The organism is Holdemanella sp. MSK.7.32 (genome assembly GCF_024460475.1).
In the GTDB taxonomy this organism is placed as follows: Bacteria; Bacillota_I; Bacilli_A; order Erysipelotrichales; family Erysipelotrichaceae; genus Holdemanella.
This window is the reverse complement of record NZ_JANFYN010000004.1, coordinates 1-26521: the sequence shown is the minus strand read 5'-3', so window position 1 is coordinate 26521 and position 26521 is coordinate 1. Positions and strand designations below refer to the sequence as shown.

At 34.3% G+C, this 26521-nt stretch carries 25 protein-coding genes, 6 tRNA genes, 1 other RNA gene and 1 other annotated feature; of the genes, 7 read left to right on the top strand and 25 right to left on the bottom strand.

Going from position 1 to position 26521, the window contains the following annotated elements; all coding sequences use genetic code 11:
- Positions 1-39: 39 nt before the first annotated feature.
- Genes NE544_RS01680 through radC form a run of 8 tightly spaced genes read right to left on the bottom strand, consistent with a single transcriptional unit; the run spans position 40 to position 8206 of the window.
- A complete protein-coding gene (locus tag NE544_RS01680; RefSeq protein ID WP_118114310.1) occupies positions 40-942 on the bottom strand; it encodes an ATP-binding protein in 903 nt (300 codons plus the stop codon).
- Positions 942-2075 carry a DnaD domain protein gene (locus NE544_RS01675; RefSeq protein WP_256268108.1) on the bottom strand — a complete coding sequence of 378 codons (1134 nt, stop codon included), beginning with the start codon at positions 2073-2075 and terminating at the stop codon, positions 942-944. Before NE544_RS01675 ends, NE544_RS01680 begins: the two co-directional genes overlap by 1 nt.
- A complete protein-coding gene (gene coaE, locus NE544_RS01670) occupies positions 2065-2670 on the bottom strand; it encodes a dephospho-CoA kinase (RefSeq protein WP_117925056.1) in 606 nt (201 codons plus the stop codon). The genes NE544_RS01675 and coaE overlap by 11 nt, the downstream gene beginning before the upstream one ends.
- Entirely contained in the window at positions 2643-3464 is an 822-nt protein-coding gene (gene mutM / locus NE544_RS01665) for a DNA-formamidopyrimidine glycosylase (RefSeq protein WP_118114313.1), read from the bottom strand. Before mutM ends, coaE begins: the two co-directional genes overlap by 28 nt.
- Positions 3464-6040, bottom strand: a complete 2577-nt coding sequence (gene polA, locus NE544_RS01660) for a DNA polymerase I (protein WP_256268107.1) — start codon at positions 6038-6040, stop codon at positions 3464-3466. The genes mutM and polA overlap by 1 nt, the downstream gene beginning before the upstream one ends.
- Before the next feature lie 59 nt (positions 6041-6099).
- Positions 6100-6666: a hypothetical protein gene (locus NE544_RS01655; protein ID WP_256268106.1), complete on the bottom strand. Its 567-nt coding sequence runs from the start codon at positions 6664-6666 to the stop codon at positions 6100-6102.
- On the bottom strand, positions 6663-7499 hold the full coding sequence (gene mreC, locus NE544_RS01650) for a rod shape-determining protein MreC (RefSeq protein WP_117925048.1): 837 nt from the start codon (positions 7497-7499) through the stop codon (positions 6663-6665). Before mreC ends, NE544_RS01655 begins: the two co-directional genes overlap by 4 nt.
- A 47-nt stretch (positions 7500-7546) precedes the next feature.
- Positions 7547-8206, bottom strand: coding sequence for a DNA repair protein RadC (radC, locus tag NE544_RS01645; protein ID WP_158570457.1), 660 nt, complete (start codon positions 8204-8206; stop codon positions 7547-7549).
- Between the two features lie 119 nt (positions 8207-8325).
- On the opposite strand from radC, the gene NE544_RS01640 reads away from it, so the two are divergent.
- Both NE544_RS01640 and NE544_RS01635 read left to right on the top strand, forming a co-directional pair.
- Positions 8326-8402: transfer RNA gene (locus NE544_RS01640), tRNA-His, on the top strand.
- 73 nt (positions 8403-8475) lie between these two features.
- On the top strand, positions 8476-9045 hold the full coding sequence (locus NE544_RS01635; protein WP_256268105.1) for a co-chaperone YbbN: 570 nt from the start codon (positions 8476-8478) through the stop codon (positions 9043-9045).
- Between the two features lie 16 nt (positions 9046-9061).
- On the opposite strand, the gene NE544_RS01630 is transcribed toward NE544_RS01635, so the two are convergent.
- From NE544_RS01630 to NE544_RS01585, 10 genes are all read right to left on the bottom strand, one after another.
- Positions 9062-9916: a DUF1848 family protein gene (locus NE544_RS01630; RefSeq protein WP_256268104.1), complete on the bottom strand. Its 855-nt coding sequence runs from the start codon at positions 9914-9916 to the stop codon at positions 9062-9064.
- A gap of 77 nt (positions 9917-9993) precedes the next feature.
- Positions 9994-10069, bottom strand: a tRNA-Asp gene (locus NE544_RS01625).
- Between the two features lie 16 nt (positions 10070-10085).
- Positions 10086-10159 (bottom strand) — tRNA-Gly (locus tag NE544_RS01620).
- Positions 10160-10164: 5 nt separating this feature from the next.
- Positions 10165-10240 (bottom strand) — tRNA-Asp (locus tag NE544_RS01615).
- 20 nt (positions 10241-10260) lie between these two features.
- A tRNA-Ser gene (locus tag NE544_RS01610) sits at positions 10261-10351 on the bottom strand.
- Between the two features lie 147 nt (positions 10352-10498).
- Positions 10499-12247 carry a threonine--tRNA ligase gene (gene thrS / locus NE544_RS01605; protein WP_256268103.1) on the bottom strand — a complete coding sequence of 583 codons (1749 nt, stop codon included), beginning with the start codon at positions 12245-12247 and terminating at the stop codon, positions 10499-10501.
- Between the two features lie 40 nt (positions 12248-12287).
- Positions 12288-12491, bottom strand: a binding site (T-box leader).
- A 49-nt stretch (positions 12492-12540) separates the two neighbouring features.
- Positions 12541-12915 carry a NifB/NifX family molybdenum-iron cluster-binding protein gene (locus NE544_RS01600; protein ID WP_118114319.1) on the bottom strand — a complete coding sequence of 125 codons (375 nt, stop codon included), beginning with the start codon at positions 12913-12915 and terminating at the stop codon, positions 12541-12543.
- 86 nt (positions 12916-13001) lie between these two features.
- Positions 13002-13392: a transfer-messenger RNA gene (ssrA, locus tag NE544_RS01595) on the bottom strand.
- 21 nt (positions 13393-13413) lie between these two features.
- The gene (gene smpB, locus NE544_RS01590) at positions 13414-13872 is read right to left on the bottom strand and encodes an SsrA-binding protein SmpB (RefSeq protein ID WP_117571648.1); all 459 of its coding nucleotides are present in this window, start codon (positions 13870-13872) and stop codon (positions 13414-13416) included.
- Entirely contained in the window at positions 13869-15047 is a 1179-nt protein-coding gene (locus NE544_RS01585) for a CapA family protein (RefSeq protein WP_256268102.1), read from the bottom strand. Before NE544_RS01585 ends, smpB begins: the two co-directional genes overlap by 4 nt.
- A gap of 64 nt (positions 15048-15111) precedes the next feature.
- Between NE544_RS01585 and NE544_RS01580 the strand changes: the two genes are divergently transcribed.
- Positions 15112-15187, top strand: a tRNA-Ala gene (locus NE544_RS01580).
- A gap of 45 nt (positions 15188-15232) precedes the next feature.
- Here NE544_RS01580 and phoU read toward each other — a convergent pair.
- From phoU to NE544_RS01555, 5 genes are all read right to left on the bottom strand, one after another.
- Positions 15233-15886 carry a phosphate signaling complex protein PhoU gene (phoU, locus tag NE544_RS01575; RefSeq protein ID WP_256268101.1) on the bottom strand — a complete coding sequence of 218 codons (654 nt, stop codon included), beginning with the start codon at positions 15884-15886 and terminating at the stop codon, positions 15233-15235.
- Entirely contained in the window at positions 15886-16638 is a 753-nt protein-coding gene (pstB, locus tag NE544_RS01570; protein ID WP_118114322.1) for a phosphate ABC transporter ATP-binding protein PstB, read from the bottom strand. Before pstB ends, phoU begins: the two co-directional genes overlap by 1 nt.
- Positions 16639-16649: 11 nt before the next feature.
- Complete coding sequence (gene pstA / locus NE544_RS01565; RefSeq protein WP_256268100.1) at positions 16650-17528, bottom strand: phosphate ABC transporter permease PstA; 879 nt, start codon at positions 17526-17528, stop codon at positions 16650-16652.
- Between the two features lie 2 nt (positions 17529-17530).
- A complete protein-coding gene (gene pstC, locus NE544_RS01560; protein WP_256268099.1) occupies positions 17531-18424 on the bottom strand; it encodes a phosphate ABC transporter permease subunit PstC in 894 nt (297 codons plus the stop codon).
- A gap of 63 nt (positions 18425-18487) precedes the next feature.
- Positions 18488-19363, bottom strand: a complete 876-nt coding sequence (locus NE544_RS01555; protein ID WP_256268098.1) for a phosphate ABC transporter substrate-binding protein — start codon at positions 19361-19363, stop codon at positions 18488-18490.
- A 219-nt stretch (positions 19364-19582) separates the two neighbouring features.
- Here NE544_RS01555 and serC point away from each other — a divergent pair, with 219 nt between their 5' ends.
- The 3 genes from serC to NE544_RS01540 are packed head-to-tail and all read left to right on the top strand — an operon-like array spanning position 19583 to position 22600.
- Positions 19583-20668 carry a 3-phosphoserine/phosphohydroxythreonine transaminase gene (gene serC, locus NE544_RS01550; RefSeq protein WP_256268097.1) on the top strand — a complete coding sequence of 362 codons (1086 nt, stop codon included), beginning with the start codon at positions 19583-19585 and terminating at the stop codon, positions 20666-20668.
- Entirely contained in the window at positions 20661-21809 is a 1149-nt protein-coding gene (locus tag NE544_RS01545) for a 3-phosphoglycerate dehydrogenase family protein (RefSeq protein WP_256268096.1), read from the top strand. Before serC ends, NE544_RS01545 begins: the two co-directional genes overlap by 8 nt.
- Positions 21810-21823: 14 nt before the next feature.
- Complete coding sequence (locus NE544_RS01540; protein WP_118114328.1) at positions 21824-22600, top strand: histidinol-phosphatase HisJ family protein; 777 nt, start codon at positions 21824-21826, stop codon at positions 22598-22600.
- 38 nt (positions 22601-22638) lie between these two features.
- Here NE544_RS01540 and NE544_RS01535 read toward each other — a convergent pair whose 3' ends face one another.
- Together NE544_RS01535 and NE544_RS01530 are read right to left on the bottom strand one after the other, a co-directional pair.
- A complete protein-coding gene (locus NE544_RS01535; protein ID WP_256268095.1) occupies positions 22639-23559 on the bottom strand; it encodes a DMT family transporter in 921 nt (306 codons plus the stop codon).
- Between the two features lie 13 nt (positions 23560-23572).
- A complete protein-coding gene (locus tag NE544_RS01530) occupies positions 23573-25315 on the bottom strand; it encodes an ABC-F family ATP-binding cassette domain-containing protein (RefSeq protein ID WP_256268094.1) in 1743 nt (580 codons plus the stop codon).
- 46 nt (positions 25316-25361) lie between these two features.
- On the opposite strand from NE544_RS01530, the gene iadA reads away from it, so the two are divergent.
- A complete protein-coding gene (iadA, locus tag NE544_RS01525; protein WP_256268093.1) occupies positions 25362-26423 on the top strand; it encodes a beta-aspartyl-peptidase in 1062 nt (353 codons plus the stop codon).
- Positions 26424-26521 lie beyond the last annotated feature (98 nt).

Genomic DNA, 26521 nt, shown 5'->3' with positions numbered 1-26521 from the left:
CTACTCCATAACGCCTAATTTGAAAAGTGAAATTATTAACTAACGACGTGATTTTCCGGATAATTCAACTGGTTTGGACAAAGTACGAATTCTTTCTAGAATTCTTAGACTCGCAATCGTATTATTTGGTTTATTCACAAGACGATACTGCTGTTCTAATTCTTCCATTGAATAATTTGATGTAAAGTATGTTTTCATTCCTTTATTCATACGCTCATCTAAAACAGGAAGTAAGATTTCATCTCGCGTCCATTGCGTAATACTTTCAGCTCCAATATCATCTAAAACCAAAACATCACTGTAGCGTAAATGGTTCATCACTCTTTGACGATATTCATTATCTGTCATAAACTGTTTCAATTCCTGAATCAATAATGGAACCTGTACAAAAGAAACACTCTTATTATTTTTGGCATAGTAATTACAGATTCCCTTCATTAAATAAGACTTTCCAGTCCCTGGATTTCCATATAAATACACACCTTGATTTAGTGGTATACTACTCACACTTTGGGTATAAGCTGCCATATAATCTTTTTCTTTGGCAGCACTTAAAAAGCAGGCATCATTTAAATCGATTAAATAATCATTTAAAGACATATGAGAAAAGCGAAATTTACTTTGATGAGCCAATTGCTGATCTCTTTTTTGTTCATACTGACAAGAAGCATAATATTCATTCAAGAAACCAGAATCGTCAATTTTTAATTTTGTAGCCTTACCACGAATCTTCTGTACACAATAATCCAATCCTTTACAGTTTCTACATGCACTCACACTCTTGATCCACTGCAACAAAACGCCACTATTTTCTTCTACAAAAGATGCATCTAAATGATTCTGTTCAAGAAATATTTGAATCCATTCATTCTCTTTTAAACGAGCAATATTCTGTTGTCTTTCCATCATTTGCTCTTCTGAAAGTTTAATATTTAAATTCACTACAACTTACCTTCTTTCAACATCTTTTGAAGTTCTAACATCTCCTGTTGGATTTGCGTATCTGATTTTTCTTCCTTTTGCGTATAGAACTTCTCATCAAGTACAACCTTTTCTTCTTTTTTCTCTCTTTTATTTTCTGTTGGCGCTTGGTTGATAATTTCCAATGCTTTCTTCCTAGAATCCACGCCCAGGCGAACCCAGCTTGCCGCAACTTTTTCAACGTAATTTCTAGAAAATTGTTGATGTGTTTGCTGCAAAGTATATTCAATCAAAGTATTCACAACTTCAACTGAAAGCTGGAATTGTGTGCATAAACGTTCAATCAATGCCTGATCCGATTTCACAACAGGAATACCATTTTGTTTATTCTGCAAAAATTTAACAGGTGGCATCTGATATGGATCTTTACTTGTTTCCATAACCTTACGATTACGCATAACCATCTCTTTTAATTTGTCCAAATCAAATACATGTGTTGAAGGATTAATACTTCTTTGCACGTATCTACGCATATCTTTGGCATCAATTCCATATATTTGTGCCATCTGTGCAATACGATCTAAATTTTCATTAGTTCGATAACGTACCGGAAAAACCCGATCCATCCCTTTGAAGAGTGTCGCAAAATCAAAATCATATTTTTGTTTAATTGTCGGTTTCACCTTTTCGTACGCAATCTCTTTAGATTCGTTCCACGAATCTAAAATTGAAACATCCAAAGGACTTTCTACTTTGGTATATACAGAAGAAATCGTCTTATCTTTATGAAGCATCGCCTTTATTTTATCAAAACACTTTGATCCTACACTTGCCAAATACAATCTTGAATACGTATCGTGACATAAAAATTTATCTGGTAATAATGGAGCATACAATAAAATCAACATGTCATCTTCATGAACATAGGTTTCAATTAAATGATATTGTTCTAAATAATTTCGTGCCTTATCAAATTGTGAAGCATTTATATTCAACAGTAAATATACGTCTTCTAATTCAACAGAATTTTGAATAGAACCTAAAAATTCATATAGACAAATTGAACTTTTACCCATCAAAGGACCATACAACAAATACAAAGATTGTCTTTGTTCAACAGATAAATGTTCTATGCAACGCACTTCAATCGCCATGTACCTTCTCCTCTTTTAATGCTTCTTCTATTTGTTTATGCAGCTGTTCTACCGTACCATTATTTTGCAGTACAATATCACTTTTTGCCATCTTCTCTTCCGGATTCATCTGTGATACAAGTCTTGCCAAAGCTTGTTCCCTAGTAAAATTGCGATAGGTTTGTAGGCGCGATAAGGCTACATCTAAATCAGCCACAACGCACCATATTGAGTCAAAATGATCTTGTGCAGAAATCTCAAATAAAATTGGCATTTCCACAAAGACAATCGAACTCTCTTGTTCATAAATCCATTTATGCATCTGTTCAAAAATCAAAGGATGCAAGATGGCTTCCACTTGTTTTCTATGTTCTGCCTTAGAAAACATATATGAAGCTAAACTTTCCTTAATGATTTGTCCATTTGAATCCAATTCAACAATACGCAAATCATTTAATTTCTGATAACCCAAATTTCCCTTTTTTAATAAATCCGCATTGACCTGATCACAATCTAAAACAGGATATTTTTTTCTTAAATATCGAGAAATCTCACTCTTTCCTGAACCCATAGATCCAGTGATTCCTATTACTTTCTTTTTTGACAATTTGGACATAGATAAGTCCCCCTTTGTGATACAGTTAATTTTTTAATAGCATGATGACACACTTTACATTGTGTTTGATCATGTACATTCAAATAGAGTTGAAAACGTCCCGTTACCCCTAAACTTGAGGTATAAGAACGAATGGTTGTTCCGCCAAAACGTGTAGCACCCTGCAAGATTCGCTTTGTCTGAAAAACTATTTTCTCACAATCTTTCTTTGAAAGCTTTGAGGCACGGCTTCTTGGATCTAATCCTGAGGCAAAACATATCTCATCCGCATAAATATTTCCAACACCTGCCATAATCGATTGATCTAACAGGCAGGATTTCAAATTTCGTTTTAACGAATGAACACAGGTATAGAAATACATTCCATTCACTCTTTCATCCATATAATCATATCCAACATTTTTAAAACAAGGATATGCATGAATATCTTCTTTTTTAGGATACAAATACATTCTTCCAAATTTTCTTGTATCATGATACGACATATAGGTTCCACTATTTAATTTAAATACTATATGAATATGTTTATTCTCACAAAGCATATTATAAAGATAAAATTTACCTTCCATTCTTAAGTGAACAACTAGATCATAGTCATCCAGACCAAAAATCAAATATTTTCCAAGTCGATTAAACGAATGGAATGTTTGCCCAATTAATTGATTTTTAAAAGTTTCTACTTCTACATTATCAATAATCTTAGGATAATATATCAATACATCTTCAATTGAAACATCTTTAATTTGTGCTTCCAACGTACTTAATACGGTTTGTACTTCTGGTGCTTCCGGCATTATTTTGCCTCATACCATGACTTTCCAACACTAATACTTGCCTTTAATGGAACCTTTAATTCCATTGCACTTTCCATTGTTTCTTTGACAAGTTTTTGCATCAAGTCCAATTCTTCATCTGGCACTAAGAAAATCAATTCATCATGGATTTGAAGAAGCATTTTTGATTTTACATCGGCATCCTTTAAAGCTTGATCCATTTTCAACATCGCAATCTTGATCAAATCGGCTGCACTACCTTGAATTGGTGCATTCATGGCAGCTCGCTTACCGAATTCTCGTGTCATAAAATTCTTATCGTTGATTTCAGGAATCTCTCTTCTTCTGTGGAATAATGTTTCGACATATCCATGTTCCTTACAGAAATCAATCAATTGATTCATATATTCGTGAATCTGAGGATAACTTTCAAAGTACATCTTCATAAATTCACCCGCTTCTTTTCGTGTGATATTTAATTGTGAAGATAAACCAAATTCAGTTTGTCCATATACAATACCAAAGTTAACTGTCTTGGCAATTCTTCTTTTATGTTCATCTACCGCTTCTGGTGAACAACTAAAAATTAAAGTTGCCGTTTTTGTATGAATATCCAAACCTTCATTAAACGCTTTTATCATGTGATCCTCATTGGCCATATGTGCCAACATTCTTAATTCAATCTGCGAATAATCAGCAGACAATAAGTGATAGCCATCTTCGGCGACAAACGCCTTACGAATTTCTTTACCTAACTCATCCCGAATACTAATATTTTGTAAGTTTGGTTCACTACTTGAAAGTCTTCCAGTTTGTGTCATTGTCTGATTGAAAGAAGTATGAATCTTTTGATCCGAACGAATATGTTTTTTCAAACCATCAATATATGTACTGGATACCTTCGCAATTTTTCGATACTCAAGAATATCATCAATGATTGGATGTTTTCCACGAAGCTTCTCTAATACATCTGCAGATGTTGAACGTTTTTTTCCACCTGAACTTAAGTTCAACTCATCAAATAAGACATTCGCCAATTGTTTTGGTGAATTGATATTAAAAATCATACCTGCATGTGAGTAGATTTTTTGAGCAAGAGCATCCAATTTCTCATTTAATAAAGCTCCATACTCATCTAAAAAACTTTCTTGAATCGAAATACCTTCTTGTTCCATTGAAAACAAGACATGTGTTAATGGCATTTCAATATCTTCATATAAAGACAATACATTTTCTTCTTTTAAAGAAGCACGAAGCTTGTCCTTTTTTTCATATAGTTGCTGAGTCAAACTATGATAGATTGCCTTTTCTCTTTCCAAACTATAAGCAGGCTCCTCTTTTGTCTTCTTAGATACATCATGGAAAGATTCTGGAAGGTGAATTTGAAGTGCTTCTAAGACTGCATCACTATCTGTTGCAGTAGAATTCAATAAGAATCCAGCAATATGCAAGTCATTACTAAAAGTATTCCATTTAAATCCATAGCGATCTAATAGATGCATCATTTCCTTTGTATCCCATGTACTCACTTCTTTTGTTTCCAACAATGTTTTAAAGTTTGTATCCTCTAATGCATGTTCTACTGAAATATAATAAACAGTTTTATCTTTTGGAATCATAAAACCATACAATTTTTGATCTAAATAAGGCTCTTGAGTACATACTGGCATAACCATAACGTCATCCATATTTTCAAATTCAAAATGGTCCACTTCTTTTAAAGGCCATTTTTCCTCTTTAGTCTGTTTAGTACGATTTACCAATGATCGCATTTCATATTTTTCATAGAATGCATTCACATTATCTTGAATTCCTGTAAACTCACAATCGCATAATTCAAATGGCAACTCCATCTTTGTATAAATAGTAGCCAATTCTAAAGACATGAAGGCATTATCTTTATCTTTTTCTAGCTTTTCTTTTAATTTTCCTTTTACTTCATCAATATGAGCATAAACATTTTCTACAGTGGAATATTGATTCAATAAACGCAAGGCTGTCTTTTCACCAACACCGGCTACGCCTGGAATATTATCGGCTGTATCACCCATTAATCCTTTCATATCAATAACTTGACTTGGAGTAATTCCATACGTATCCATTAAATTTTGTTCGTCCATTAGATCCATTTCACTTAAGCCCTTTTTCATCAAAAGAACATGTGTACTTGAATCAATCAACTGTAATAAATCACGATCACTAGTCAGAATTGTAGTTTGAACATCTTTGCAGCATTTGGCCATGCTTCCAATAATGTCATCAGCTTCATAACCTTCTTGTTCATAACGTTTGATTCCAGCCGCATCCAAGTATTCTCTAACAATTGGAAATTGAACAATCAATTCTTCATCCAATGGTTTTCGTGTTCCTTTATACGCTTCAAATTGTTTGTGTCTAAACGTAGGTTTTCCTGCATCCCAAGCCACTAAAATCTTATCTGGTTCAATAATGTCAATTGCCTTGTTCAACATCATCACAAAGCCATAAACCGCATTGGTTGGAATGCCATTGGATGTAGTCATTCTATGTGTATATAACGTTGCATAATATGCACGAAATAGCATGGAGTTTCCATCTAATAATAATAGTTTTTTCATACGCGTACCTCTTTTCTTCTATTTTAACATATATGAAAAGAAGGAAACGAATCCCTGACTCATTTCCTTCGAATATTTTGCATTTTCAACTTTTCCATCCGTTTAAATCGAATATCTTTGATTGTCGCATATCGCATGAATACTGTAATAATATAGATCAACACGAATATAGCCACACCATTAAAAATCAATGTCAAAGCTTCAACGTGAATAAACCATTTCACAAAGCTCATTGTGAGATATCCGAAGATCTTTGCGCCAAAAAAACAAATTAAATCATTCACAAACATCATTAGGAATACAATCCCAAATTGTACCCAGTGATCTTGATCCATCGCTTCTTGAAAAAAGCCAATAGCCCAGCCAAACAAGCCAAACAAAAGCATCTTAACAAGCCAGTCTGAAGTAAAAAACATTCCCACACAAAGGCCACATAAACAAGCATATAGAAACCGATTTAAACTTCTTTCATGAAACACTACTAATAGGCATCCACAAAAACATAGATGGCTAACTAAAGATAGTGAGGAATATGTAAAATCAACGCCAAACAAAGAAGCAATCAATTGATCTAACATAGCTAAAATGGCTAAGAAAATAAATGAATAACGTTCCTTATTTATCATTTACTCTCCTCTTTTCCAATCACAAGACAATAGTCAAAACTTTTCATATTGGATACAGGTGATACATAGACAGTTGAAATAATGGAGTCATCATTTAAAGATACATCTTTTACTTCACCTATCAAAATTCCACTCGGATAGTTTCCACCCTTACCACTTGTCGCAACTTTTTGTCCTTTTGTGACAATCGCATCATTGTCAAATAAAGATACTCGATATGCCTTTTTTTCTGTATCATACGATTGTAAAACACCTTCTACACTTGTACCATCTTCCAAAGACATCTTTATCGCAATATCATTACTTAAATGCTGGCTTGTCAACAATTGTACAGTGCTCGTCATTGTTTGAACACTTTCAACCAAGCCAATGGCACCATCACTTGTTGCCACAAGCATATTCTTTTCTACCCCTTGTTTTTTGCCAGCTGAAATCGTCACAGTCTGCAACCACGAATCACTTGAACGTTCTAAAACTGATACACTAATTGTTTTAGCATCCCCAAATCCGCCTTTCATTTCAAGCAACCCTTCAAGTTGTTTATTTTTATTTCTTTCATCTTCATATGCCGTCTGATAATTCTTTTGTTCTGCCAATTGTTTTGACAAATATTCATTATCATCATAAGCATGCCAAAGATTCGCAAAATCATTAACTGCATTTCCAATTGAAGACAGCGGATATTGAATCAATCCATACTTTAAATATGTCCATGCACTATATCCAATATTCGTGATGGAGTTTTGTCTTAAGCCAAACATTGCACATGCTAGTATACATAAAACGACAATTGTCGTCAGTAATCTTTTTTGAATTCGAGTAAATTTACGCATAATATCCCCCAAACTAACTTATATTATAGCGATAAAGCCTCCTTCTTTCAATCGAGATATTTATGCTCTTTAAACGAATAATATTGATTTTGTCCTACAATAATGTGATCAATTAAATTCACTCCCATTGTCATTGCGACATGAACCATTTTATAGGTTACCTCAAAATCTGCTTTGGATGGTGTACAATCACCAGAAGGATGATTATGGGCAATCAAAACGGAGTTTGCGTTTTGAAGAAAAGCCTCTTTAAACACTTCTCTAGGATGTACTACACTTTCATTCAATGTTCCCTTAAACAAAACACGATGAGAAATGAGTTTACTTTTTGTATCTAAATACAGAGCAATAAAACATTCTTGTGGCAAAGAGCCATACTCAAATTCAAACCATTCAATCACATCTTCAGGTCTCATAATGGAGGCATGATATACCTTTGATCTAATGACACGTTTACTGAGTTCCACACTTGCCAGAAGCTGTAAAGCTTTAACTTCTCGTATTCCTTGAATCTGCATCAATGTATTTACATGCATTGACATTAATTTTGATAAACCTTCACTTTCTTTCAATACATCGGATGCAATTTCGAATACGGAACGATTTTTATTCCCGCTTTGAAGAATCAAGGCAACCAACTCTAAATCGCTCAAAGATTCTAAGCCATAGCGTAGCGCTTTTTCTCGTGGGCGCTGTTCCACTTCCATCTCTTTTACCTTCATATACTCTTATACGAAAAAAAATACACTTTTTTTAATTTATTTTACTTTTTTGCTTGCAAAGTACAGAATCACATGGTATATTATTTAAGCGTCAAGCAAACATGGCGGTTGTGGTGAAGTTGGTTAACACAGCGGATTGTGGCTCCGTCACTCGCGCGTTCGAATCGCGTCAGCCGCCCCACTAAGATTTTTAAGCTTCGAGAAATCGGAGCTTTTTTATTTACTTTTTTTTATTTTATTTGTATATTAGGAACATGAAAAAAATATTACTTATACTTTTAACTCTTACATTATGTGCGTGTCAAGCACCAACAAAGAGTACAACTTCGACTTCAAAAAAAGCTTGTGATGTAACAAGCGAAGAAGAAAAGTGCAACGAAAAAGACAATACTAAAACAAATTTTAATGAAATTAGCTTTGATGAAGCCATTCAATACTTCACTCAAGAAAAATCGGGTGTTTTATATTTCGGATTTTCAAGTTGTCCTTGGTGCAAAGAAGCTAAACCCATTTTAAAGAAAGTCGCAAAAGACAATGGGATCGACATCCAATATGTAAAAGTAAGAGACGAAGAAAAGAATCGTCTTTATACAGATGATCAAAAAGCGATTATTGAACCATATATCCAAGATTATATGTCAAATAACGATGAAGGTGTTTTAACCCTATATGTTCCTCTAGTGCTAGTTGTAAAGAATGGAAAAGTCATTGATGGACATGAAGGAACATCAGAAAGTCATGATGCGACCGAAAGAAAAATGACAAACGATGAAAAAGAGCAACTAACAAAAATCTATACAAAATTAATGAGTGAAGCAAAATAAACTAGCTTCACTCATTTTATTTTCTTCGTATTTTGACTTGATCATCCAAATTCAAATGTCCAATCAATAAACTAGAGTTCACATCATGCATCTTATAGTTTGATACAATTTGTTTGGAATCAAAATTGGCGTAGCAATATTTGCATCCGTGTAAACATGAATTATAAGCACCAACATCCACCATATTCACGCAATGGCAATCTCTTGCCTTCCATTCTTTAAAAAGCTTGCCTGTTCTTTCAAAGGCATATTTAATGCTGATGCAGCAATCCTTTTCATCACCAATATGATATTTATTTTCCATACAACTAACAATCTTCATATCATTCTTTTCAAAAGCTTCTTTTAACTTAAGATATTCCTCATTAGAGGGTTCATGATAATCCAAATGATTATTTCGAACATTTTTATAATCATCCACAAAAGAGACAATTATTTTAGATACATATCCTTTTAACATTGTGCATAATTTATTAAAGGCACGAACATGATAATCAACATTATATTTGGAATTCAAAAGAATTGGATCATATCGCACACATACATTTTCTTTTCCTAGATAAGAAGACAGTTTTTGAACACACGCAATGATTTCTCCTTTGTCAGGTACTTGATGTTCCATATCTTTAAAGTATCCAGTGATGGTAACTTGTAGCTGAATGGGTACAGAAAATAAATGTATTGTATCAAGCAATGGCAATGGATTTTTTGTACAAAATACAATCATATCTACATCAGATACAAAGATACGACTGACAAGTTTTGGATTAAAAGGGTTTCTTACATCAAAATACCCTTCATTCCAGCAGTTCACAAACCAATCCATATAATATGCTACAATATCTGTTCTTCCACTCGCATTAATAATCATAGGTTTATTAAACTAAGAAACAAAACAATAGTCAATATAAAGAAAAAAGTCATCCTAAGATGACTTAAACTTCTAAATGGCGGTCCAGATGGGACTCGAACCCACGATCTCCTCCGTGACAGGGAGGCATGTTAACCACTACACCACTGGACCAATATTTAATTTTAAATGGAGCAGATGAGGGGAATTGAACCCCCGTATCAGCCTTGGCAAGGCTGTGTTCTACCATTGAACTACATCTGCATGAATGGCGGTCCAGATGGGACTCGAACCCACGATCTCCTCCGTGACAGGGAGGCATGTTAACCACTACACCACTGGACCATAATTTTCCAAAAATAAGATGGCGGAGAAGGAGAGATTTGAACTCTCGCGCCAGTTTCCCGACCTATACCCTTAGCAGGGGCACCTCTTCAGCCACTTGAGTACTTCTCCAAGAATATTTCCAGAATACTTATTTTTTAGAACAACCTGCGTTATCTGTAACGCCCGTTAATAATAACATGGATAAAAACTTATTGCAAGCAATTTTTTTAAAAAAGATAAAAAAAATTTAGAGGTCAATTTTTGACCTCTAAACTCTTACTTTCCAAACAATGTTTTGTTGTCTACTTCAGCTTTAAATTTAGCTAAAGCTTCATCTAAAGATAATGTAACACTATCCTTTTTACCACTCTGACGAATTGTAACTGTATTATTTTCTTGCTCTCCATCACCAACTACGATTTGGTAAGTAACCTTTTGTAGCTGCGCCTCACGAACACGATAACCCAATTTTTCGTTACGAGAATCTACTGTTGCACGCATTCCTAATGCTGTTAATGCATCACATACTTTATTTGCGTATTCAACATGTTTTTCGTGGTGTACTGGAATTACCACAAATTGACGTGGAGCTAACCATAATGGGAAGTGTCCACCAAAGTGTTCGATCAAAATACCAATGAAACGTTCAACTGATCCATAAACTACACGGTGTAACATAATTGGAGTTTTCTTTGTTCCATCTGCATCTACATATTTACATTCGAATCTTTCAGGCAAGTTCATATCCAACTGTACAGTACCACATTGCCATACACGTCCTAAGCTATCTTTGATATGAATATCCAATTTAGGTCCATAGAATGCACCATCTCCAGGATTTACTTTATATTCTTTACCTGCGTGAACACAAGCTTGTGCCAATGCTTTTTCTGAAGCATCCCAGATTTCTTCAGATCCAATATATCCACTTTCTGGACGTGTTGATAATTCAATTTCATATGGTAAACCAAATACAGAATAAATACGATCTACCAATTGTAATACTTTTTTAACTTCTTCTTCCAATTGATCAGGAGTTACAAATAAATGCGCATCATCTTGTGTGAATGTACGCACACGGAACAATCCATTCAATGCACCACTTGCTTCGTGACGGTGTACTTGTCCTAATTCCCCTAAACGCAATGGTAAATCTTTATATGAATGTAAAGTTGAATTATATACTAATAAAGCTCCTGGACAGTTCATTGGTTTGATTGCGAATTCACGATCATCGACCATTGAAGTGTACATATTGTCTTTGTAGTGATCCCAGTGTCCACTCAATTCCCACAATTCTTTTGACATCATAATTGGAGTCTTAATGAATTGGTATCCTTCTTTTGCGTGTTCTTGGTACCAGTATTGTTCCAAGATGTTACGTAAAATCATTCCATCTGGCAAGAAGATAGGCATACCTGGCGCAAATTCACTAATTGTGAATAAGCCCATTTCTTTCCCTAATTTCTTGTGGTCACGTTTTTTAGCTTCTTCTAAAGCTTCTAAGTGAGCTTCCAATTCTTCTTTTGTATCGAAACAAATACCATAAACACGTTGAAGCATTTTATTGTTTGCATCACCTTTCCAGTAAGCACCAGAATGTTTCAACAATTTAAAGTTTTTACACATCTTAACAGTCTCAACGTGAGGTCCACGACATAAGTCCGCAAATTCACCTTGACGATAGATTGTGATATTTCCATCTTCTAATCCGTTGATCAAATCAATTTTATAAGGATCATCCTTGAACATTTCTAAAGCATCTTTTTTAGAGATTTCTTCACGAACAATTCTCTTTCCGTCTTTGGCAATTTTCTTCATTTCTTTTTCGATTTTTGCCAAATCCTCTTCTTTTAATTTTACATCTCCTAAATCCATATCGTAGTAGAAACCTTCAGAAATAACAGGTCCTACCCAGAATTTAGCATTTGGATATAAACGCTTAACAGCTTGAGCCATCATATGAGCACATGAGTGGTTCAACATAGATAAATGTTCATTTTCTAATACATTCACTAATTCCATTTTACTTTCCTCCATTTTTCCATATAAAAAGCGACAGCCATCAAAGGACGTCTGTCGCACGCGGTACCACCTTTGTTTATACAATTACTGTATACACCTCAAACCTTTTAACGCAAGAATTACGGCACACTTTTTCAAGGGCAATTCAAAGGGAGTAAATACATACATTCGCAAAGTGTTTTCACCAACCACACTCTCTCTACATTTGAATAGAATGCATTCATATCCTTATCACTATTGTTGCCTAGATTATAGACCGAAATACAAGGTGTGTCAAAAGAAAAAATCAAGAATTAATGGCAACGTCCACCACAAGAATGACTTTCGCCAGATTCATGTTTTGTACAAGTCACATCCGTTGTAAATTCTAGTTGTCCACTTAAATATTTCTTAACAGCCTCATCCGCATTTCCGGTTACACCACCAAAAGAATGAATCCCAAAACCAGCCAATGCAGTTTTAGCCCCTTGTCCAATACCACCACAAAGTACAATGTTTACATTTTGTTCTTTTAGAGCATTCGAAACACTAACATGTCCATGTCCTTCGACTGTAATCACTTCACTCTTAATAATTTCATTATGATCAGTTTCATAGATTTTAAATTCTGAGCTATGCCCAAAATGTTGGAACACTTCTCCATCTTTATAACTGACTGCAATTCTCATACTATACCTTCTTTCTTATTTATTATACTTCAAAAATACATCACGATAAATTAAAACGCCCTTTAAATAAGGGCGTTGATTGTCTTTGGTGGAGATGAGGAGAATCGAACTCCTGTCTAAGCAAAGTCCCACGAGACAGCGTTTACAGCTTTTTCCATCTAGTTATCCAAAAGTTTTGGATGGAAACAAAAATTCTTTTGGGTTAGCTATAGTTGATTCAAAATAAGCAGCTAGCCAATACTTATTTCTATCTTCTTTTCTTTAACACTCAGTCTGAAATAAGAAAGCGAAATTTCAGAAAGGGGCTGCGAAGCCAAACGTAGGCAATAAAATTAAGCAGCGAAAGCCATGCTTTGGTTCATACCAAATACATTAGCAAGTTTATTTTTAGCAATTAATTTAAGTTGGTTATTACACGTATCCTTCGTGGCTGTGGCTGAATCCAAACATTTACTCATCGAATGCCTGAACATCCCCAAGGAACATCAGTATAATCTATTAATACTGATTTTTCAAGGCTTTTTGAATCTCTCTTTGCGCATCCTTCGCCTTTTGAGACTCACGCTTATCATGAAGATTTTTACCTTTCGCCAAAGCTATCTCAAGTTTAGCTAATCCTTTATATAAATAAATTCTCACAGGTACAACCGTATACCCTTTAACACGCGCAGATTGCTCCAATTTTTGAATTTCCTGTTTATGCATTAAGAGTTTGCGATCACGCGTTTCATCATGATTAAATCGGTTTCCAAATTCATAAGGAGAAATATGCATACCTTTAATAAAAGCTTCCCCTTTTTGAAAACTGATATAACTGTCCTTTAATTGAACTTTTCCTCTTCGAATACTTTTAATTTCTGTTCCCTGAAGCACTAAACCTGCTTCAAAACGATCATACAACTCATATTCATGTCTTGCCTTACGATTTTCGGCTATTGTCTTTTGATTTTGACTCATTCTAAAACCACCTCTACTCCATCACAATCTTGCATTACAGACTGGACAAACTGTTGCACCCATTCTTTTGAAAGATCATAATCCGAAGCTAAGTTATGTGTTTGTGCAAGCGAATCATTGTAATCTTCGATTGGGTAAGTCTTCCATGCATTATACCCTACATCAAACCATGTAATCAATGGAATAAATTTAGTATCTGCAAAAGACGTCTTTTTTGTGTTCGGATCATAGTTCAATGTAAAGCTTGCCATTCCACCAACCATTGTTGAATCCATATCCTGTGCACTTGTATAATTTCCTAATGAATAATACACAAGTGTATCTTGTTTCTTTCCTTTAATAACTTTTGCCGGTTCAATAACATGTGGGTGTGAACCAATCACAACCTCAGCACCTAGCTCATTTAAATAATTTGCCAAATCTTTCTGCTCTTCAGTTGGCTCTGTTTGATATTCTTCACCCCAATGCATAGAAACCAATTGGACATCGCTCACTTTGCTTAAGGTTTCCATATCTTTTTTCATTTGATCCTTATCAATCAAATCCACAAGCCACGGCTTATCTTCAGGCACACTAAATCCATTCAAGCCATAGGTATATCCAAGAAATCCTACTTTGATTCCATTGATTTCTTTTACTAATGTACGCTTTTTGTCCTTTAAAGACGTATGCGAACCCGTCGTAATAACATCTGGATAATTCTTTCGAATCAAATCAATCTGTGTTAATAAACCCTCAGCACCCCGATCCATAGAGTGATTTGAACTTAAACTCCACCAATCAAAGCCAGCCTTATTGACTGAAGACAGAATTTCTGTAGGTCCATTAAAAGTAGGGTATCCACTCAATTCATACTCTTCTCCTATGCATAACGTTTCAAAATTGATATATGCCAAATCTGCATTTTGTGTATATTTATTTGTCATTTCATAATAGGAATCAAAATTATAATATCCATCCCTCTGGTATGGGTACCAATACATCGCACCATGATACAAGTTGTCACCTACACCTACAAATGTAAATGATTTTTTTTCTTCCTGTTTTTTTGTAGAAACATTTTTTACAACCTTTGTCGCTTCTTTCGAATTTGGTGTGGGGTGTGTTAAAATAAAGCCCATTAAGCTGAAATTGAATATACATAATATAATGATCCATGTCCATTTCTTTTTCATAATTTAATTTTACCAAAAAAAGCTTGCATTTTCCAAAATTATTAGGTAATATTAAAAGGCACTTGGGGTGTTAGCTCAGCTGGGAGAGCACCTGCCTTGCACGCAGGGGGTCATCGGTTCGATCCCGATACGCTCCACCAAGTAAAAAATACGCTGTAAGCAAATTTGCTTACAGCTTTTTTGTTTTATTCAATTGCTTCAAAAATACCAGACTTTTGATAAAGAACCCATTTTCCAATGTTTACACAATGATCACAGATTCTCTCTAAATATTTACCAACAAGTAACACATCCACTAAAGTACCTGTATCAAGTTCTTTTTTAGCTAATAAGTCTACATAAACTTCTTTAGCTCGATTATATTGTTCATCTGCTTTTATGTCCATTTCAATCACTTGGTTTGCTGCCATTTCATCTTTTTGGACAAATGCTTCAATAGCCAGATTAATCATTTTCTTGGCAATTGAAAACTGTTGTTTAATACAATCATCCACAACTAAATCGTCCATATTCAATGCGCAAATTAATTCTGAAACTTCTTTTTCTTGATCCATAATACGTGTTAAATCACGAAGCGTATTTGTAGCGACAGTAATACGTCTTAAATCCTTTGCAACAGGATGTTGTAGAAGAAGAATCTTCATACAAATTTGTTCAGCTTCTCTTCCTTGTTCACTCACTTCTTCATGCATTTGCGAAACATCTTGAACTAAAGTTTTGTTTCCATCTAAAATAGCGTGCTTGCAAAACCACAATCCTTTTAAACAGTCTTGAGACATTTGTGTCATAGTCAGTTCTAACTGTCTTGTTTGTTTTAAAAACTTTGTAGGCAAAACCATTATCCAAACCTCCCTGTAATATAGTCTTCTGTTTTCTTTTCTTTTGGCGTTGAGAACAATGTTTCTGTATCACTATACTCAATTAAATCACCTAATAAGAAGAAGGCTGTTTTATCACTAATACGCATAGCTTGCTGCATATTGTGAGTAACAATAACGATTGTATAGTCTTTTTTCAATTCTAAAGTCAATTCTTCAATCTTACTAGTTGAAATTGGATCTAGAGCACTTGTAGGTTCGTCCATCAACAATACTTCCGGCTGCATAGCCAAGGCTCTTGCGATACATAAGCGTTGTTGTTGGCCACCTGACATTCCTAAAGCTGATTTATGTAGACGATCCTTCACTTCATCCCAAATGGCAGCTTGTCTTAAACTTCTTTCAACAATTTCATCCAATTCACTTTTCTTTTTGATTCCAAAAATTCTTGGGCCATACGCAATATTGTCATAAATACTTTTTGGGAATGGATTAGGCTGTTGAAATACCATTCCAACTCTACGTCTTAATTCAATCGCATCCATATTTTTGTAGATATCCGTTCCATCTAAACAAATATCACCTGTGATTTTAGTACTTTCCACCAAATCATTCATTCGATTCAATGTTTTTAAGAATGTTGATTTACCACATCCACTAGGACCGATAAACGCTGTAATTTCTTTTTCTTTGATATCCAAATTTATATTCTTTAAGGCATGAAAATCACCATAATATAAATTCAGATCATTCACTGTAAATTTATTATTCATACGTAACCTTTCTATTTCTCTAATCCAGCTTGTTTTTTGGAAATGTGTCTTGACCAGACATTGGCTCCAATACTAAATGCCAATACTAAAATTATCAACACAGCACTAGATAAATTAGCCAATGCTCGATCTTGTCCATTGGTTTGTAAGTTCCAGATTTGGATGGATAATGTTTCAGCTGGTCTAAGTACATTAATAGGTGATGTTGGAGATGTAAAACTAAAATTATTCCAACGCAAATCGCTTCCTGAACCAGTTGTATAAAGTAATACAGCAGCTTCACCAAATCCACGACCAGCCGCTAAAATAACACCGGTCATAATACGTGATAGGCATGCTGGCAATAGTACATGGAATATAGTTTGCCACTTTGTTGCTCCAAGTCCCATACTTCCATGATAATAGCCTTCAGGCAAACCTTTTATCGCATCTTCTGTAGTTGTTGTAATCAAAGGTAAACTTAGAATTGATATAGACAGGGCTCCTGCCAATAAACTTTTTGATAGTCCTAATACAACTAAGAAAATCAAATATCCAAATAAACCTACAACAATACTTGGTAAAGAAGACAATGTTTCAATACAAGTTCTTAAAAAGCGTGTTACAAGACCTGGTTTTGCGTACATCGCCAAATAAATGCCGGCTAATACCCCAATTGGCACTGAAACAAGTAAAGATATGAATACTAAATAAATGGTATTGAAAACTTGATTTCCAATGCTGCCAGATCGAGTAAAGCCAAACATTTCTGGTTTAGCCCCTAACAAGCCCCCAATAATAACTTTACCGGCAAAGCCTACAAGAAGTAAAAAGAAGAATAAGGCGATACCATAGAAGACGATTGTCATGAATTGATCCATCATTTTTGCTCTTTTAATTCTAGAATCCATCTCTATTCTCCTTTCGGTTTTGAAAACTTATGAATAATAGTAATAAACAATAACGAAATCAAGAATAACAATAAAGCCATTGTCCATAGGGCTGCCTTCATTTCTCCACCTTCCATCGCATTTCCCATTTGAGCTGCAATTTCCGTTGTTAGTGTTTTTGAAGTGGAGAAAATACTTGTTGGTAAAGCCGTTGTCTGACCAATGACCATCGCAACAGCTAAAGCTTCACCAAACGCTCTTGCGAGTCCTAATACAATACCTGAAATGACTCCAGGTAATGCAGCAGGAATTACAACACGATAAATTGTTTGCCAGCGTGTTGAGCCAAGTCCATAAGCAGCCATTCGTGTTTCTTTTGAAACAGCTCGAATCGCATCACTGGCAACACTGGTAATCGATGGAAATATCATAATGGATAAAACAAGACTTGCTGCAAGTATAGAGTGTCCTACCTGCAAATCAAATACTTTCTTTAAGAACGGAATCAAGACCGTTAATCCAACCCATCCATAGACAACACTAGGAATTCCGGCAAAAATTTCTACCATAGGACGATAGAATTTTTCACCAAACTTAGGTGAAATTTCTGTCATAAAAATAGATGATCCTAACGCAAATGGTGTGGCAATCAATAAGGCCAATCCACAAACACATAGCGATCCAACAATAAAGATCAAGGCTCCTACATGTCCTTTTGAACTGGCATTATCCATTGGTGCAAAGTTTGCACTGCCAAGAAACTCTTGTAGAGTATGATGAAATTTTAAAAATGTATCAGAACCTTTATAAACTAGAAAAGCTCCAATTAATAGAGTTACAAATATCACGAACAGACCACCAATTGTAACGAGAATCTGCCAAAAATATTCTTTACAAAACATGCTTTTACGACTCATCAAATTCCTCCAAACTAAATGAATAACGGACATATATTTCAATGTCCGTTAAAGAACTCGCAATTAGTGATCTGTTTTTTCCATTTTGCTAGAAACACCATAGCCTAATGATTCCATTTTCTTACCGAATTTTTCACCCATGATGTAATCTAAGAATGCTTTTGTAGCTTTATCTGGCTCTCCATTTGTATACATGTGCTCAAATGTCCAAACTTTGTAGTCACCACTATATGTGTTTTCTAATGTTGGTTCAACGCCATCAATTGCGACTGTATCTACATCGTCATTGTCTACTAAGTAAGATAATGCTACATAACCGATGGCACCCTTTGTATCTGTTACATTTTGTAACAACACACCAGAATCATCTGTTTCCATTGAAGCGTTGCTTGCTTCTTCATTTCCATCTAATGCATATTTTTGGAATGTGGCTCTTGTTCCTGATGAAGTTGGACGAGTAACTAAGACAATGTCTTCATTTGGTCCACCAACATCTTTCCAGTTCGTTGTTTTTCCTGTGAAGATATCAATCAATTGTTGTTTGGTTAAATCTTTAACACCAACATCTTTATTTACGATTGGAGCCATTGCTACAACACACACTTGGTGATCGACTAAATCTTTAGCTTGATCCTTATCTAATTTTTCTTCAGCTGCCACATCGGAGTTTCCTAGTGTAACCGTTTTATCAGCTACCTGTTTTAAACCTTCTCCTGAACCACCAGCATCTACTGTAATAGAAACATCTGGGTTTTCGTTTGAAAACTGTTCGGCTGCAACATCAACCAATGGTTTCAATGCACTTGAGCCTGCGGCTGTAATTGTTCCGCTTAAACTTTCATTTTTTGAATCACTGTCATCGGATGCAGTATTTGAACTACATCCTACCATAGCTGCAGATAATCCTACGATCATTGCGCCTTTTAAAAACTTATTCATATTTTCCTTGTCCTCTTTTCTTTCGACACACATATCATAATGCATGTTTGTTAAACAAAAAGAATGGTTCTGTTAAGGTTTCGTTAAATGATTTGTTTTGATTTTAAGTACACCTGAATTCAATTTATGAACAAATTCCTTGAAATATAATGTAAATAAATGTATAATCTTGAAACATAAAGAAAGGAAAGGTGGAAATATTTTCACCAAGGTAACAATATGACACGTGTATATAACTTTAGTGCCGGTCCCGCATGCTTACCAGGATGGGTCTTAAAAAAAGCTGCAAGCGAAATGTTAGATGCTCATAATAGTGGAATGAGTGTTATGGAGATGTCCCACCGTTCCAGTGAATTCCAGGATATTATAGATACTTGTAAAGCAAGATTAAAAAGATTGATGAACATTCCTGATGAATATGAAATTTTATTCTTACAAGGAGGTGCTTCTTTACAATTTACTATGATTCCTATGAACCTTGAAAAACATAACGTAGATTTGATCAATACGGGTCAATGGACAAAAAAAGCTTTAAAAGAACATGAAAAATTAGGAAAAGTAAATGTAGTCGCGTCAAGTGCAGAAGATAACTTTACGTATATTCCTAAAATTAAACAAGAAGATTTAAGTGAAGATTCTGATTATGTATATATTTGTGAGAACAACACAATCTATGGAACTAAATATAAAGAACTTCCTCCACATGAAGGAAAGTTATTAGTTGCAGATTTATCAAGTTGTATTTTAAGTGAAAGAACGGATGTTTCTAAATATGATTTAATTTTTGCCGGTGCCCAAAAGAATATGGGGCCTGCAGGTTTAACTGTGGTTATCATAAAAAAAGACTTGATTGGTTTAGCTGATGAAAAAACACCAAGCATGTTAAACTACAAAACATATGCTGACAATGATTCTATGTTCAATACGCCACCTACTTATGCCATCTATATTTGTGGTTTAGTACTTGAATGGCTAGAAACACAAATTGGTGGATTGGAAAACATGGAAAAGATCAATCGTCAAAAAGCTAAATTATTATATGACTATATCGATGCTTCTAAACTCTATTCAAATCCTGTTGTACCTGAAGATCGTTCTTATACAAATGTTCCTTTTGTGACTGGTGATAAGGATCTAGATACTAAATTTGTTAAAGAAGCAAAAGAAGCAGGAATTGTAAATATTAAAGGTCATAGAACGGTTGGTGGTATGCGTGCAAGTATTTATAATGCCATGCCACTTGAAGGTGTAGAAGCCCTAATTGCATTTATGAAGAAATTTGAAGAGGAGAATTATAATGTCTAAAATAAAACTCTACAACAATATTGCACAAATTGGTTTAGATCAGTTTACGCCAGATTATGAAGTAAACGAAAACATGGAAGATGAAGATGCCATTTTAGTTCGTAGTGCCAATCTTCATGATATTGAATATAATACCAACCTTAAAGCCATCGCTCGTGCAGGTGCTGGTGTCAACAACATTGATATTGATACTTGTACTAAAAAAGGGATTGCCGTATTCAATACTCCAGGCGCAAATAGTAATGCCGTAAAAGAACTTGTATTTGCGGGTATGTTACTTGCAAGTCGTGATATTTATCATGGTATTGAATGGATCAAAACGCAAAAAGAAAATGAGAACATCGCAAAAGATATTGAAAAACAAAAAAAGAAATATGCTGGACATGAATTAACCGGTAAATCACTAGGTGTCATCGGTTGTGGTGCCATTGGTATCCAGGTTGCCAATCTAGCCTTACGCTTTGGTATGAAAGTTTATGGATATGATCCATATATGTCAGTCGATGCTGCATGGAACTTATCTCGATATGTAAATCATGTCACAAATATTGATGATTTATATCGTCAATGTGATTTTATTACGATTCATGTGCCTTTAAATGATGGAACTAAAAACTTTATCAATAAAGATAGTTTTGACAAGATGAAAGATGGCGTCAAATTATTAAACTTTGCTCGTGGTGGCCTCGTTGATGAAGATGCTCTATTGGTAGCATTAGATGACAACAAAGTTGAATCTTATGTGACTGATTTTCCAAGTTTAAAAGTTATTCAAAATGATAAAGTCATTGCAATTCCTCACTTAGGTGCTTCAACCGAAGAGAGTGAAGAGAATTGTGCTGTAAAAGCCGCTCAGGAACTGATGGATTATTTAACTTATGGAAATATTTCAAATTCTGTCAATTTACCAAATGCGAAGATGGATATGAATTCACCATTTAGAATCACTTGTCTTCATGAAAATAAGCCTAAAATGATTTCTCAAATCACAGATATTTTTAAGGATGCTAATATTGAAAACTTAATGAATAAATCTAAAAAAGATATTGCGTATACAATTATTGATTTAGATTCAGAAGTTGATATTTCTCCAATTGAAAAAATCAATGGTATGATTAGAGTATCTACTTATAAGAAATAGGATGGGATGGTACTATGATTGACGCACATACACATTTAGAAAATGGTGATTTAAGCATTGAATATGTTCATAAGTTTATTGATGCTGCCAAAGAAAAAGGGATTACTCATCTTCAAATATTAGATCACACACATAGATTTTTTGAATTTAAAGACTGTTATAAAAGAGTTTGTGAAGTATCTAAATTACAAGAAGAGTGGTTTTTAAAGAAACAAAAAAACTCCATAGATGATTATTTAAAATTAATTGAAGCATTAAAAAAAGAAACTTTTGACATCGATGTACGTTTTGGCCTTGAAGTTTGTTATACGCCTGAAACAGAAAGTCTATTATCCTCCATCCTTAAAAACTACCATTTTGACTTTCTAGTTGGCAGTGTGCACTCTGTAGATGGTTATCTATATGATATGGATGCCTTTTCTAAAGAATTACTTTGGAACAAAAATGATCCTTCTAATATTTATAAGTCCTATTATGGCGCTATTGAAAAACTAATCCAATCCAATCTCTTTGATCAAGTGGGTCATCCAGATGTGATCAAATTGTATTCGATTGATCCAGGCTACGATTTACATCCTACCTACCATCATATCGCTCGTCTGGCAAATGAATACAACATTAAAATGGAAGATAACACTAAAGCTCATTATTCATATCATCATCCTGATATTGGCTTAAATGCTGATTTTAGAAATATCCTAAAAGAAAATAATGTACAAATTGTTACTGCAAGTGATGCTCATTATCCAAGTGATGTAGGGCGCTGCTTTGAATTATTAGATCCTAGATAAGCCTAGGATCTTTTTTTAGGCAAAGAAAAAGACAGAACTTAATCTGCCTGTGTTTCTTTATTGACTAAAAATACACTTAAACTTACAAGTAACAATGCAATTAAACTTGATAGTTGGAATGCCTGATTGGATTCATGTAATACAACACTTGATAAAATCACACCGATGATAGGTGTTACGCACATATAGACACCAATCTTACTAACAGGATTTACAGATAATAACAATCCCCAAATCGTATAGGCGATAGCGGATACAAGAGCTAAATGAATCAATACAAGAAGGCCCAGATTAAATCCAAATGTAATGTGTCCTCCCATTAAATATCCAATGATAATTAGTAAAACACCACCTAAAAAGAATTGGTATCCACTTAATAGTACGGCATTTTGGTTTTGTGTGAACTTCTTAATAAAGGCAGCCGATATAGATCCACAAAATTGTGACATCAATACAAAGCCTTCACCCACAAAGGAAAAACTGGCACTGGCTCCACTGATATTCATAAATAAAATGCCCAAGAATCCAATAAAACAGCCTAATGCTTTTCGTGCTGTAATTTTTTCATAATGAAAAATTAAACTAGCCACTAACAAAGATATAAAGGCACTGGTTCCTGAAATAATGGATCCGTTGACTCCTGATGTATGTGAAAGTCCAATATAATAGAAAAAATACTGTCCAGCTGTTTGAAAAAGAGCTAATGTGCATATGCCTTGAATATTCTCTTTTTTAGCTACTAATACTTTTTTCTGTAAGAAAGAACCAAATAATATGACTAAAAATCCAGCTAATGTAAAACGTATGCCTGCAAACATTAAAATACTAGGTACACCTTCAATATTAAATAGCTTATATCCCCATTTAATGAATGGAGCTGCACTTCCCCATAGTGTACAACATAGCATGGCTAGTAAAAATACATGTAATGGCTTTTTAAAAAATTCCCTGTTCTCCATGTCTAATTAAAACTTATCCTTCCTTTTTTTCCTCTAATTCCATCCAACGATTAGTTAAAGTTTCAAGTTCTTCTTCTTTCTGCGTTCTCAAATCACTTAATTCTTTTAATTTTGCAAAATCACTTTGACACTCATTCATCTGATGGTCTAAAGCTTCCATTTCACTTTCTAATACTTCCATCTTCTCAGGTAGTTGCTCCAATTCCTTTTTTTCCATATAAGATAATTGAGATCTTTTCTTCTTTTCAATCGGCTTTTGAACAACAACCTTCTTATTCTCATCTTTTGATTTCACTAAATAATCACTATATCCACCACTGTACTGTTTAAAAGTACCATCTTCTTGATGGACAAACACTTTATCCACAACACGATCCAAAAAATATCGGTCATGGCTTACAGTAATAATGGCTCCTTGGAAATCATCTAAATAATCTTCTAATACGTCTAATGTCAAAATATCCAAATCATTTGTTGGCTCATCCAATAACAGGATATTTGGTTCTTGCATCAAAACTCTTAATAGATAGAGTCTTCTTCTTTCTCCACCGGATAGTCTTGATAGCGTGGTATAGTGCATATTTCTTGGAAATAAAAATCTTTCAAGCATTTGCGAAGCACTTAGTGTCATACGATCGTATTCAATGACTTTAGAAACTTCTTCAATATAATCAATAACACGCATATTTAGATCGACACCTTGATCCGCTTGTCTGAAATATCCAATTTTAACTGTGGTTCCATATTCAATGGTTCCATGGGTTGGTTGTTTCAACCCTGCAATAACATCTAACAAAGTAGATTTACCGCATCCATTCTCTCCAATAATACCAATACGGTCTTGTCGTAATAATACATAGTTAAAATCATGAAATAATGACTTTTCTGGATAATCAAATCCTAAATTCATACATTCAATTGTTTTATTTCCCAATCGTTGCATAGTCGCATTTATTTTTAATGACTCTTCTTGCTGTTTAAAACGTTTCTGACGCAATTCTTCAAACCTTTGAAGTCGACTATTAGATTTTGTGCCACGCGCCTGTACGCCCGCTCTAACCCACTCTAATTCCTTTTTATATAAGTTCTTGTGTTTATGGGCTGCTAATTTTTCTTGTTCAATACGCGTTTCCTTATTTTCTAAATACACTTCATAATTTCCATTATGAATATATAGGTCGCCTTGATCTAATTCAATCATTTTTGTACAAACACGATCTAAAAAATAACGATCGTGTGTGACCATAAATATTGCACTCTTTGAACGAATCAAATAATTTTCCAACCATTCAACCATATCGTTATCCAAATGGTTTGTTGGTTCATCCAAAAGCAACAAATCACAACTTGTGCATAGTGCTAAGGCAAGGGCCACTCTTTTTCTTTGTCCACCTGACATATTTGACATGGTACTTTGATAATCTGTAATACCCAGTTTCGTTAGAATCGATTTTAATTCAAACTCTGCTACAGGATGCTCATTTTTAGAATTGACCAATTGAATTTCATCCCATACACAATCCGTTTTGAATTCTGGATTTTGAGGTAAATAATGAATCTTGATTCCATTCTTTTTAATAATGGTTCCTGAATCATAATTTTCAATACCTGCAAGTATCTTTAATAAAGTACTTTTACCTGTACCATTGACTCCAATCAACGCAATTTTATCAGTATCTTCTATTGTAAAACTCGCATCTTTTAAAATGCATTTATCATTTATATTCTTTTTTAAACTTTCTGTTGAAATTAACATAACATCACCTGAGTTTTATTATATAATACTTTTTGAGGTGACACGCATGAAACTTATTAAAAATATTCAAATTTATGCACCTGAAAATTTGGGAGTAAAAGATGTATTAATTTCAGATTCTAAAATCGAAAAAATTGATAATCATATCGAACTTTCTTATCCAATTGAAACAATTGATGGCACAGGATGCATTTTAACGCCAGGTCTAATTGATCGCCACGTTCATATTACTGGTGGTGGTGGAGAAGCCGGATTTATTTCTAGAGCTAGGCCTATAGATGTACAGGAAATATTAGATGCAGGTATCACAACTGTCATTGGATTATTGGGAACAGATGGTTATACAAGAAGTACAAAAGAATTATTTGCGAAAGCTAAAGAATTAACACAGAAAGGTGTACATACCTATATCTTAACAGGTAGCTATGCATATCCAAGTAATACGTTAACTAGTTCTATGGAAGATGATATTGTGTTTATTGATAGTATTCTTGGTGTAAAACTTGCTTTAAGTGATCATAGATCTAGTCATGTAACAGAGGAAGAATTAACTCGATTGGCTTCTAAAATTCGTACCGCAAGCTTAATTGCAGGAAAACAAGCGAACTTAACAATTCATATGGGAGACGAAAAACAAGCCTTAGACTTAGTTTTTAACATCTTAGAAAAAGCGGATATTCCCGTTTCTTTATTCCAGCCAACACACTGCACAAGAAATCCTCATTTATTTGAAGAAGCAAAAAGATTTACTGATATGGGTGGTACAATTGACATAACATGTGATGGTAATGGTAAAACTTTGAGTTACATTCAACAAATCAAAAATACTGAGAAAGTAACCATTTCTAGTGATGCTCAAGGATCTTGGTCTACATACAATGAAGATGGATCCGTTAAAGAAATCGGTATTACACCAATTTCAAACTTAAAGAAGGAATTCATTTATCTGAAAAATGAACTTGGGTATGAAAATGCTTTGCCATTCTTTACGAAAAATGTTGCGAATGTATTAGGTTTTAAACATACAGGACAAGTTAAAGAGGGATTTGATTGTGATCTTGTCATTTGGAAGGAAGATCAAATTCAAAAAGTAATCACAAAAAAATAGGCACTGATTCACTCAGTGCCTTTATTATTCATTAAATTACTTAACGAATTGTACAATTGCCATTGGAGCTGCATCTCCACGACGGATACGTGTTTTTA